This is a genomic window from Stutzerimonas sp. (assembly GCF_982611455.1).
In genome coordinates this window covers 16,013-27,002 of sequence record NZ_CEXBBO010000045.1, presented here as the reverse complement: position 1 = coordinate 27,002, position 10,990 = coordinate 16,013, and the positions used below count along the sequence as shown (strand labels likewise).

Genomic DNA, 10,990 nt, shown 5'->3' with positions numbered 1-10,990 from the left:
CTGGGTCAAATTTCAATCGGCAAGGTGGGTCAATTTTCCATCAGCGCCAACACTCAGCTAGCCGGGAGTCTCGGTAGTCAGCCAAGATGTCCGCAGACAGAGCGGCCAGCGAGTATTTGCCAAGGCGAGGTATCAGTATCTTTGCGCTACCGGCTTCAGATTTGGCGGTCTTGGGGGCTTTGGTCGGTGAGACCTCCGCGAGGTAGCGGTTGAGAGCCTTCTCAAGCGTCGTGCGCTCCGAGCTGCTGCGTTCGATATAGACGCCACGCACCATCTCGTCTTCAGTGCGGCGTGCCCAGTCTTCGGCATCACGCTTGGTTCGAAAGGACTTGGAGCAGGTTGGCCAGCCAGTCTTGCGGATGACTGCTTTCCAGGTACCAGAGGGGGTTTTTACGAGGGTTGCCATACGTTCTCCGAGGTGTACTCGGTACGGGACTGTACCGAAACTGTACCTCGGGAACATCTGATTACGGGGTCACGAAATTCTAACGCCCGTAAAGGCTTGGTTTGTATGGTGCCGGCACCAGGAGTCGAACCCGGGACCTACTGATTACAAGTCAGTTGCTCTACCAGCTGAGCTATACCGGCTAAAAGATGGGCGCCATTATAGCCATTGCTCGCGGCGAGTAAACTGTTTGTTGCCAGTTGCTTGCATGACTTTCATCAACCCGTAGCGTGAGCGTCGAGCTCGGCAATCAATAGCAGGTTACGTGGGGTCAATTCCGGCGGGCAGAAGGTGCCCAGACGCACCGCGTAGCCGTTCTCGGCTAGCAGCAGTGCGCGGTCGAGCAGCAGCCACAACTCCAGTGGTCGGCGGAACAGGCCGCGCAGCAACTCAAGGTTGCGCACCTCGGCGAGGCGCTGCCAGCCACGTTGTTCGAGCTGGGACCATGCCTCGTTTTGCGGCGAGGGGAGGCCTTTGAGCGTGGCGAGATCGCGGCAGTATTGCTCGAAGCCTTTCTTCAGCCAGGCGCTGGGGAGCGACGGCGTGGGTAGATAGCTATCTTCCCCGCGCAGTGCCCGTTGCAGCAGATCGAAGGCCAGGCGCCAGGCCATCGAGTGGTCGCGTTGGCGGCGCTCGCGGGCGCCGGCGGTGACCGTTTCGCTGAGCGGCAGGCCGAGATCATCTCGCGATAAGGTAAGCGATGAGCGGCGCGCGACGTCGGATAGCGCCTGGTAGCTGTCGTCCTGAATGCGGTTATAGCAGCACGGCGCGACCGCGAGCTGCCGGCAGCCCTGCTCGATACCGAGCCGAAGCAGGCGCACATGCAGATCGCCACACGCATGCAGGGCAACTGGCGTATGTGATGAGTCCAAATGCTGCGCCACCGCATCGCTCATCACATCCTGCTGGCGATGATTCGCCTCGATCCCTAACCGCTGACTCAAGCGGGCACCCGCCTCGACCAGCGCAGGGTCCCACTCCAGGCAGGTTAGAGTTCCTCCGAGCGCGGCCAGTTGGCGACCCAGATGGCCTTTGCCGGCGCACCAGTCCAGCCAGTGCTGCGGGCGTTCACTGAAAGCGAGCGCCGAGCCGAACGCCTGAATCTGCGACCATTTGCGTCCGGGTACGTCCACAGCCTGGCGGGCATCGGTGCGCGGGTTTCGCAGCGTGGGCAGTTGGTCTACGCGACTGAGTGCCATCGCTTGCTCGGCCAGTTCCGGGAACGGAGCAGGCGCTAAGAGTGCGGCGGGATGGTTATGGGCGGCTTCGGCGTGGTCCAGCGAACGGCTGCGCAGCCATCGAGCCAGCTGCGGATGATCCGCTTCCCAAGGTAGTTGCATATGAGTGAAGGGTCGCGGTCGCCACAGTGCCTGATGCCGCAACAGAAACGCGTCGAGCTGCCGGAAGCGTTCGGCGAGTTGCGAGTAGTTGAAGGCGTTGGCGGACATTGAAGATCTTCGATTGGCGATTTCGGCCCCTATGATTGCGCCGAAACCGCTGGCCGAAAAGCGAGACGCCCGTCGAAACGGGCGTCTGCGTGCTGCTATTTACCGTAAATCTGTTCCGGTAGCCAAGTGACCAGTCCGGGGAACTGATAGGCGATCACCAGCAGCAGGAGCTGGATCAGGATGAAGGGAATCACGCCTTTGTAGATGGTGCTGGTGGGCACCGATTTCGGTGTCACGCCGCGCAAGTAGAACAGGGCGAAACCGAAGGGTGGCGTGAGGAACGAGGTCTGCAGATTCAGCGCGATCATTACGCCGAGCCACACCGGATCCAACCCCATCGCCAGCAGCACCGGCCCAACGATCGGCACCACGACGAAGGTGATCTCGATGAAGTCGAGGATGAAGCCGAGCAGGAAGATCACCAGCATGACCAGGAAGAAGGCGCCAAGAACGCCACCTGGCAGTTGGGCGAAGACGTCTTCGATCAGCACTTCGCCACCGAAGCCGCGGAACACCAGCGAAAACAGCGAGGCGCCAATCAGGATCAGGAACACCATGGCGCTGATTTCGGTCGTGCCGTAGGCCACTTCGCGCAGCTGGCCGAAGTTCAGCTTGCCCTTGTAGAAGGCCAGAAGCATCGCGCCGAGCGCACCCAGCGCAGCGGCTTCGGTGGGCGTGGCGTAACCGGCGAGGATCGAGCCGAGTACGGCGCTGATCAACAGCAGCGGCGGTACCAGCGCATTGATCAGTTTGCCCCACTCGATCGGCCCAAGCTCTTCCTGTGGCAGTGCCGGCAGTTTCTTCGGCTGAAAGATCGCCACGCCGATGATGTAGAGAATGTACATGCCGACCAGCAGTAAGCCGGGGAGGAAGGCACCGACAAAAAGGTCGCCAACCGATACGGTCTTCGGCGAGAAGATGCCCATCTTCAGCTGCGCCTGTTGATAGGCGCTGGACATCACGTCACCCAGTAGAACCAGGACGATCGAAGGCGGAATGATCTGACCCAGCGTGCCGGTAGCGGCGAGCGTACCGGTGGAAATTGCCGGGTCGTAGCCGCGGCGAAGCATGGTTGGTAACGCCAGCAGGCCCATGGTCACCACGGTGGCGCCGACGATGCCGGTGCTGGCGGCGAGCAGTGCGCCGACCACACAAACGGAAATCGCCAAGCCGCCGCGCAGGGTGCCAAACAGCCGCGACATGGATTCGAGCAGATCCTCGGCCACCCGGCTTTTTTCCAGCATCACGCCCATGAACACGAACAATGGCACCGCCAGCATCGTCTGGTTGTTCATGATGCCGAACAGGCGATTTGGCAATGCGCTCAGGAAACCGCCGTCGAACGTGCCGGTGAGCATGCCAATACCGGCGAACAGCAGCGAGACGCCACCCAGCGTAAAGGCCACCGGATAGCCAGCCATCAAGGCCGCGCAGATACCGACGAATAGCAGAATCGCCATCAACTCAGCCATGCGTCACCTCCGGCTCCGGCAGGCGTCCGGCAACGATGTAGGCAGCCTTGATGATTTCAGAAATGCCTTGCAGCGCCAGAGTAAAAACCAGAACCAGGATGATGCTTTTCTGTACGAAAACGAACTTCAGACCACCCGTTTCGCTGGAAGCCTCCAGCGTCGCCCAGGAATTGCTGACGTAATCCCAGCTGGCCCAGCTGAGAAAGAGGCAGACCGGGAGCAGAAACAGCAGCGTGCCGAGTACTTCGACCAATGCCTGGTAGCGAGCGCTGAAACGCTGGTAGAAAATGTCGACGCGAACGTGGCCGTTGCGTTGCAGGACCCAGGCGGCGGCACCCATGAAGACCAGCGCGTGAGCGTAGAGAACGGCCTCCTGAAGTGCGGTTGCGCCGATGCCGAAACCATAGCGCAGCACTACTACCAGGGCGGTGCCGAGGACCAGAAACATGGTCAGCCAGGCGCAGGCCTGACCGAAGCGGGCATTCGCAGCATCGATAAGGTGTGCGACACCGAGCAAGGGAGGGGCGTGTTTCAACATGGCAGATCCTTTATTGTTATGGCCCAGACGGCCCGCGATTCTAGGCGGCTGCACGCTGGCGTCGCAACCGGCAGTACTACGTACGTAGTCTTTGTACGTAGTCACGGTGCTTGAGTGATAGATAGCCATATGATAGCTAGAACTACCTGAATTCGGGGTTCCGGTATTCAGCATTACAACAACAAGGAGTTATGCATGAAACGTCGTCAAATTCTGGCCGCCGCTGGCGTTGGCCTGGCCGCTACCGCACTGGCTGGTTGCAACAAGGAAACCGAAACCGCTGCCAAGTCTGAAGGCAGTGCAAGCGCCGAAAAATTCACCTGGAAGATGGTCACCTCCTGGCCGAAGAACTTCCCGGGCGTGGGCGTCGGCGCTGAGAATTTTGCCAAACGGGTCAATGAGATGAGCGCTGGCCGTCTGACGGTCAAAGTCTATGCTGCTGGCGAACTGGTGCCGGCGTTGGAAGTGTTCGATGCGGTATCTCGTGGCACCGCCGAGATGGGTCACGGCGCGCCGTATTACTGGAAGGGCAAGGTTCCCGCTGCGCAATTTTTCTGCGCGCTGCCGTTCGGCCCCAACGCCCAGGAAATGAACGCCTGGCTGCATTACGGCGGTGGCATGGAGCTTTGGGAAGAGGTTTACAAGCCGTACGGCGTTCTGCCGATGGCTTGCGGAGCGACCGGCGTGCAGACTGCTGGCTGGTTCAACAAGGAAATCAATTCGGTTCAGGATTTCGAAGGCCTGAAGATGCGTACTCCAGGCCTGGGCGGCGAAGTGCTGACCAAGATGGGCGGCACCGTGGTCAACATGCCCGCCGGTGAAATCTTCACCGCGCTACAGACCGGCGCCATCGACGCCACCGAGTGGATCGGTCCGTACAACGATCTGGCCCTGGGTCTGCACAAGGCATCGAAGTACTACTACACGCCGGGCTGGCAGGAGCCGAACGTTACCTTCGAACTGGACGTCAACCTCAAGGCCTGGGAAACCCTGCCGGAAGACCTCAAGGCGATCGTTCGTGCCGCTGCCCGCGCCGTCAACGGCGACATGCTCGACGACTACAACGCCAAGAACATGGAAGCGATGGAGCAACTGCGCGAACAGGGTGTTGAAGTTCGCCGTCTGCCGGACGAGGTGCTAGCGCGTTTGAAGGAAGTGGCTGCCGAAGTGGTCGACGCGTCCGCCGCTGCCGATCCGGTCGCGAGCAAGGTCTGGGAGCAGCAGAGCGCCTATCTCAACCGTCTGTACGAGTACGCCGAGCTGAACGAGAAAGACATCTACAACATTCGCGGCTGATTTGCGCGAGACGTAAAATAAAAACGCCGCCCAACCGGGCGGCGTTTTTTATTCTGCGGATCAACTTTCCAAAGTTGCGCTCAGGCTGATTTGCGCATTGAGTACCTTCGATACCGGGCAACCTTCCTTTGCCTGATTGGCGATCTGCTGGAACTGGTTATCGTCTGCGCCTGGGACCTTGGCCTTCAGGGTCAACGCGATCGCAGTGATCGAAAAGCCTTCGCCATCTTTGTCCAACGTGACCTCCGCGCTGGTGTCGATGCGCTCGGCGGTAAGACCGGCCTGGCCGAGCATCATCGACAGCGCCATCGAGAAACAACCGGCGTGAGCCGCGCCGATCAGCTCTTCAGGGTTGGTCCCGGGTGCGCCTTCGAAGCGGGTATTGAAGCCGTAGGGATTGTCCTTAAGCGCGCCGCTTTGGGTGCTGATGGTGCCTTTACCGTTTTTCAAGTCGCCTTGCCAGACGGCGGATGCGGTTTTCTTCATGGGTTCCTCCAGATTCTTCGAATGAGCGGCGGGTTGTCCGACGCGTGAATGGTCGCGGTAGCGCGGCCGTTTGCCAGCCAATTCGCTTCGGTGGCTACTGGTGTTCGGCTGCGAGAAGGGCGCTCGCCAGGTCCATGTCGCTGGCGTGGAGCTGCGGCTGCTCGCTGCGTACTTTCAGGAGCATGGCTTCGAGGTAGGGGCCGCGGATGGCGCCATCGCTGGCCACGAAGCTGCCGGCGTCCTCGCGCGCGGCCGCGACCAGCTTGTCGTCGCGAAAGGTCATGTAAGTCGAAGCGGTGGTCGCTCCCGAGGAAAGAATCTGCCGGACGAAGCCGTCGTCCGCCATCACCGTGCCAAAGGGAATACAGCTCAACGCAACGGTTGCCAGTATTAATCTGCGCATGATCGGTGTCTCCGCTTGATCGCTTTCTAACTTGATCGTCCATTAGAAGAGTACCGAGCGATCAGCAGAGTTCCTCGGCGAACGCTATCCGCTGCGCTCGATCAACTGGCGAACCTTGGCGCCAAGCATGTCGATGCTGAATGGCTTGGCGAGCATGTCCATGCCGGGTGCGAGGAACTCACCGCGAACCTCGGCGTTCGGCGCGTAACCAGAGATGAACAGCACCCTCAGTTCCGGCCGGTGCTGACGGGCGATTTCCGCCAGTTGACGGCCGTTCATGCCCGGCAGGCCGATGTCGCTGACTAGCAAATCGATACGCCTGCCGCTCTGCAGATAGGGCAGCGCAGTGTCGCCGTCCACTGCTTCGAGCACTTGATAGCCGAGTTCCGCCAGCACCTCGACCACGAGCATGCGCACCGCGGCTTCATCTTCCACCACCAGCACGGTTTCGTTGGCCTGCGCGCCCTGTGCCGTCAACTCGGAACTTTCGTGCTCATCGAGCTGTTCCGGCTGTGTCTGATTACGCGGTAACAACAAAGTGATCAGCGTGCCCTGGCCGAGCGTACTGTCGATGCGCACGTGGCCACCGGTCTGTTTGACAAAGCCGTAGACCATCGACAGCCCGAGACCGGTGCCCTGACCGATGGGTTTGGTGGTGAAGAACGGGTCGAAGGCCTTGGCGACCACTTCCGCCGGCATGCCGGAGCCCGTGTCCGCCACGCTGAGGGTGACGTAATCGCCCGGCTCGGGGCTGTCGGGTTGTGAGCTGTTGATCCGTACGCAGCCGGTTTGAATGATCAGCCGACCGCCGTCGCTCATCGCGTCGCGGGCATTGATCACCAGATTGAGCAGGGCGTTTTCCAGCTGGTGAGCGTCGGTATAGGCCAGCCAGGGTTTCGGTTGCAGGCGGGTCTCGAATTGGATGTGTTCGGCCATGGTACGGCGCAGCATTTCCTCCATCGACTGTACCAATTGGTTGACGTCCACCGGCTTCGCGTCCAGCGATTGGCGACGGGCGAAGGCCAGCAGGCGGTGGGTCAGGGATGCGGCACGGTTGGCCGAGCTGGTGGCGGCATCGACATAGCGGCCGAGATCGTTCACACGACCGCTGGCGACACGGCGCTGGATCAGATCGAGCGCGCCCAGTACGCCGGTCAGCATGTTGTTGAAATCGTGCGCCAGGCCACCGGTGAGCTGGCCGATGGCTTCCATCTTCTGCGCATGACGCAGCGTATCCTCGGCACGCTCGCGCTCACCCATTTCCAGGTGCAGCAGGTGGTTGATCTCCGCCAGCTCGCGCGTGCGCTCGGCGACGCGTCGTTCGAGGTTGTCGTTCAGCTCGCGTAGCGCCTCTTCGGCCGCCACCTGAGCGGTGATGTCGGTGTTGGTGCCGAACCAGTGGGTGACTTGGCCGAAGTCGTCGCGAATGGGCAGGGCGCGCGAAAGGAACCAGCGGTACTGGCCGTCCTTGCCACGCAGCGGGAAGGTTTCCTCCCAGATCGAACCGATGGCCACGGCGCGCTTCATCGATGCGCTGACCCGCACGTGATGATCGGGGTGATGCACCGACCGCCAGCCCAAGGCGCGCATGGCTTCCAGCGTGGTGCCGGTGTAGTCGTACCAGCGTTTGTTGTACCAGTAGATGCGGCCCGCTGGGTCGGCCATCCAGGCGAACTGACTCATGTTGTCGGCGAGGGTACGGAATTGCTCTTCGCTGGCGCGCAGTGCGCGTTCGGCGCGCATGCGCTCGTCGGCAGTCCAGGCGCGGTCGGCGACTTCGCGGATGAAAGAGATATCCTCCTCGGCCCATTGCCGCGGGCGGTCCTGCAGCAGGATCAAGGCGGCGCTCAAGCGGCCCTGTTCCTGCAACGGCACGCAGACCAGGCTCTGCACACGTCGCAGCCGAAGGCTCGAGGCCTGCGCGGCGGTGCGGGTGTCGTGCAGCACGTCCTCGACCACCACCAGTTCGTCGTTCTGCAGGTCGTAGAGAAAATCTCCATATTCGGCGAAGCACATGCGCTCGCTGTACTCACCCAGCGCGCCGTCGCTCCAGTAACGCTCGACAGTGGCGTACTGGCCACCGGGATCGATCGTCAGGAAAGCTGCGCGGGTCACGTTCAGGGACATCCCCAGCGCCCGCACAGCAGCGGTGACGATGGTGATGCTGTCCGGTTGCCCCCGCAGCAGGTCGCCCAGTTCCATCAGCGCCGATTGGCGTTGTTCGGTCAGCTGGCGTTCATGAATCTGCTCTTCGAGCAGGGTGTTCATGCGCAGCAGCTTCAGCGCCGCATTGCGCTCGGTGGTGATTTCCCGCGCGGTGCCGAGCAGACGAACCTTGCCATTGGGATCGAGCAGCCGGCGGCCGCGGTTGGTCAGCCAGCGGAACTGATCGATACGCTCGTCGTAGACGCGATAATCGAGATTCAGCTCGCCACCACCGACGCCTTCGAGGGCGCTGCGGAAGGCATCGAGCAGGGCGCGCCGATCATCTGCATGGACGCGTGCGAGAAATTCGTCGATCGTGAGTTCCGCCTCGTTCGGCGCAAGGCCGGCGAGCGCTTTGAGCTGAGCGTCCCAATGCAACGCGTTGCGCTCGAGGTCGTACTCCCAGACGCCAATGGATGCTATCTCATTGGCCAGGCTGACCCGTTGTTCGGCTTCGAGCAAAGCCTTGCGCGCCCGGGCCCTGTCGGCTGCGGCGCGGATGCGCTCGGCCATTTCGCGTACGAGGGCCGTATCCGCCTGGCTCCAGGGTCGCGGTCGTCTGCTGGCGAACAGCAGGAAGGTGCACTCCGCGGTCTGTTCCAGCAAGGGTGCCAATAGCAGGCTGCGATAGCCGAGGTGCTCATGCAGCGCGTCGCAATTATCGCGGCAGCCGGTTTCATCGAGCAGGTCTTCGAAGGGCACGACGAGGCCTTGCGATAGGCGCAGGCGCAGGGCCTGCGCGCAACCGCCGAGCGGGTACGGTCCGGCCCGATCGGCGTTAGCGGCCTGAGGCCACTGCTGTTCGATGATCAGGTTGTCGTGCTCGTCGAGATGGCCACGGGCAATGCCCTCGACGCCGATCAGCTCGGCTAGCCGCTCGGCCATCACATCGGTCAGTTCGATGCGATCGCCAGCGTCCTGCAAGTGGTCGCTGAGTTCGAGCAGATAGGTCTGCTGCGCTTCGCCGCGGGTCCGCTCGCTGATGTCGGTGAAGGTGCAGATTGCACCTTGCAGCACCTCGTCGCGGTACAGCGGTGCGACCCGGTACTCCACCGGCAGGCTGCTGCCGTCCTGACGAAAAAACAGCTCGTACTTGACGTGTGCAGGCTCGCCAGTCTTGGCGGTACGTTGAATCGGGCAGTCTTCCTCCGCGTAAGGCGAACCGTCCGGATGACTATGGTGAATGACAGGGTGAAGCTGGCGGCCCAGTACCTGCTTCTTGCTGGCAAAGCCGAGCAGCCTGACGAACGCCTCATTGCACAGCGTGACGAGGCCGCCGGTATCGATGGAGTAGAAACCCTCGCTCGCCGAATCCAGCAGTCGACGGGTAAACGCCTCGCTCTCGAGCCGCTCGATCTCGGCACGGCGCCGTTCATGTATGTCCTGCGCGACCAGCACCCAATGCAGCAGCAACCCGTCGCAGTCGTATACCGGTGCGCCACTGCCCTGGAACCAGCGAGGGTTGCCATCGACTCCAAGCAGGGGCACTTCGAAGTTGCCGGGTTTACCGCTTTTCAGTGCGCCGCGCCATTGCTGCATCACAGCGTCGCGGTGATCCTGCGCGACTGCTGCCAGCCAGCCCATGCCGGCCGACGCTGCTGCCGACAGGCCGGTGAACTCGCACCAGTAGCGGTTGCAGAAAATCAGCGAACCGCCAGCGTCGCACTGCCAGATCACCTGGGGGCTTAGGTCCACCAGCGCACGGTAGCGTTCTTCGGCCTCGCGGACCGTTGCTCGCTCATGCAGCCGTTCGGTCAGGTCGCGCAGGATCTTGACGAAGCCCTGACGTTGACCCTGTTCATTCTTGAGTGGCATCAGCACGCCGCTGGCCCAGAATTGGCTGCCATCCTTGCGGCGATGCCAGCGTTCGTCGATCGCCGAGCCGTCTCGTACCGCCGCTTCCATCTCGCCTTCCGGCACGTCGTTGGCGATGTCTTCCTCGGTGAACAGCCGGCTGGTATGACGGCCGATGATTTCCTGTTGCTGCCAGCCGAGGATTCGCTGGGCGCCCTGATTCCAACTGGTGATGACGCCTTGCGAGTCGGTGGTGAGAATCGCGTAGTCCACCGCGCTGTCGAGGATCTGCCGATTGCGCTCGTTGTGGTCACGGCTGCGGCGCAGTTCGAGCAACGCCATGACCTGACGGGCCAGCGCTTGGAGGTGTGCCAGTTGCCGCTCCGACAATGGCCGCGGCTGGTTGTCCATCACGCACAGGGCGCCGAGCGGCAGGCCTTCCGGGGTGCGCAGCGGCACAGCGGCGTAGAAGCCGGACAGGCCAGCTGTGGACGGCTCTTCGGCGAGGTTCTCGATGACCAGCGGTTCCAAGCAGGTGATCGCGCGGGCGCAAAGCGCTTGATCAGGCGAACCGTCGATGCCGACGGAGGCCTTGATCCACTGGCGTTCCTTGTCGATGAATACAATGCTCGCGGTGGAGCTGCCACACAGCTCCGCCGCGAGCAGCACCAGATCGTCGAAGGTCGCGTCCGGCGAGGTATCGAGAATGCGATAACGGGCCAGCGCTGCCAGTCGGTCGCCTTCGTTCCATGTGTTGACACTGTTTTCGGCGTTCACTTCTGCTCGGCTATCCATGGCGGCAAGAGGGGGTGTCCCAGGCGGGAGCACCAGCATGTAGCGGGGTGTAATTATCTGCAGGCTGTCGTCGTTGCGAAAGATACTTGGGCCGGAACTTGTAGCAAG

The 10,990-nt window shown here is 61.8% G+C and carries 6 protein-coding genes, 1 tRNA gene and 2 pseudogenes; 1 reads left to right on the top strand and 8 read right to left on the bottom strand.

The window, feature by feature from the left end:
• Positions 1–52 precede the first annotated feature (52 nt).
• The 5 genes and pseudogenes from AC2LD7_RS19835 to AC2LD7_RS19815 form a co-directional block, all read right to left on the bottom strand.
• Positions 53–406 (bottom strand): annotated as a pseudogene (locus tag AC2LD7_RS19835) (site-specific integrase); the annotation flags it as partial.
• A gap of 106 nt (positions 407–512) precedes the next feature.
• Positions 513–588 (bottom strand) — tRNA-Thr (locus AC2LD7_RS19830).
• 75 nt (positions 589–663) lie between these two features.
• The gene (locus AC2LD7_RS19825; protein ID WP_484599386.1) at positions 664–1,893 is read right to left on the bottom strand and encodes a methyltransferase; all 1,230 of its coding nucleotides are present in this window, start codon (positions 1,891–1,893) and stop codon (positions 664–666) included.
• Positions 1,894–1,988: 95 nt separating this feature from the next.
• A complete protein-coding gene (locus AC2LD7_RS19820) occupies positions 1,989–3,365 on the bottom strand; it encodes a TRAP transporter large permease (protein WP_484599385.1) in 1,377 nt (458 codons plus the stop codon).
• The gene (locus AC2LD7_RS19815) at positions 3,358–3,903 is read right to left on the bottom strand and encodes a TRAP transporter small permease subunit (protein ID WP_484599384.1); all 546 of its coding nucleotides are present in this window, start codon (positions 3,901–3,903) and stop codon (positions 3,358–3,360) included. The genes AC2LD7_RS19820 and AC2LD7_RS19815 overlap by 8 nt, the downstream gene beginning before the upstream one ends.
• A gap of 195 nt (positions 3,904–4,098) precedes the next feature.
• On the opposite strand from AC2LD7_RS19815, the gene AC2LD7_RS19810 reads away from it, so the two are divergent.
• Entirely contained in the window at positions 4,099–5,199 is a 1,101-nt protein-coding gene (locus AC2LD7_RS19810; protein ID WP_484599383.1) for a TRAP transporter substrate-binding protein, read from the top strand.
• A 60-nt stretch (positions 5,200–5,259) separates the two neighbouring features.
• On the opposite strand, the pseudogene AC2LD7_RS19805 reads toward AC2LD7_RS19810, so the two are convergent.
• The 3 genes and pseudogenes from AC2LD7_RS19805 to AC2LD7_RS19795 all read right to left on the bottom strand — a co-directional run bounded on the left by AC2LD7_RS19805 (position 5,260) and on the right by AC2LD7_RS19795 (position 10,864).
• Positions 5,260–5,767, bottom strand: a pseudogene (locus tag AC2LD7_RS19805) (OsmC family protein).
• 12 nt (positions 5,768–5,779) lie between these two features.
• Positions 5,780–6,088, bottom strand: coding sequence for a DUF2388 domain-containing protein (locus AC2LD7_RS19800; RefSeq protein ID WP_484599382.1), 309 nt, complete (start codon positions 6,086–6,088; stop codon positions 5,780–5,782).
• Positions 6,089–6,172: 84 nt separating this feature from the next.
• Positions 6,173–10,864, bottom strand: coding sequence for a PAS domain S-box protein (locus tag AC2LD7_RS19795; protein ID WP_484599381.1), 4,692 nt, complete (start codon positions 10,862–10,864; stop codon positions 6,173–6,175).
• Positions 10,865–10,990: the final 126 nt, after the last annotated feature.

Bases quoted from the DNA above. Each gene is read 5' to 3' on its own strand.
- AC2LD7_RS19825 (WP_484599386.1), bottom strand. From the start codon at position 1,893: ATGTCCGCCAACGCCTTCAACTACTCGCAACTCGCCGAACGCTTCCGG.
- AC2LD7_RS19820 (WP_484599385.1), bottom strand. From the start codon at position 3,365: ATGGCTGAGTTGATGGCGATTCTGCTATTCGTCGGTATCTGCGCGGCC.
- AC2LD7_RS19800 (WP_484599382.1), bottom strand. From the start codon at position 6,088: ATGCGCAGATTAATACTGGCAACCGTTGCGTTGAGCTGTATTCCCTTT.
- AC2LD7_RS19810 (WP_484599383.1), top strand. From the start codon at position 4,099: ATGAAACGTCGTCAAATTCTGGCCGCCGCTGGCGTTGGCCTGGCCGCT.
- AC2LD7_RS19815 (WP_484599384.1), bottom strand. From the start codon at position 3,903: ATGTTGAAACACGCCCCTCCCTTGCTCGGTGTCGCACACCTTATCGAT.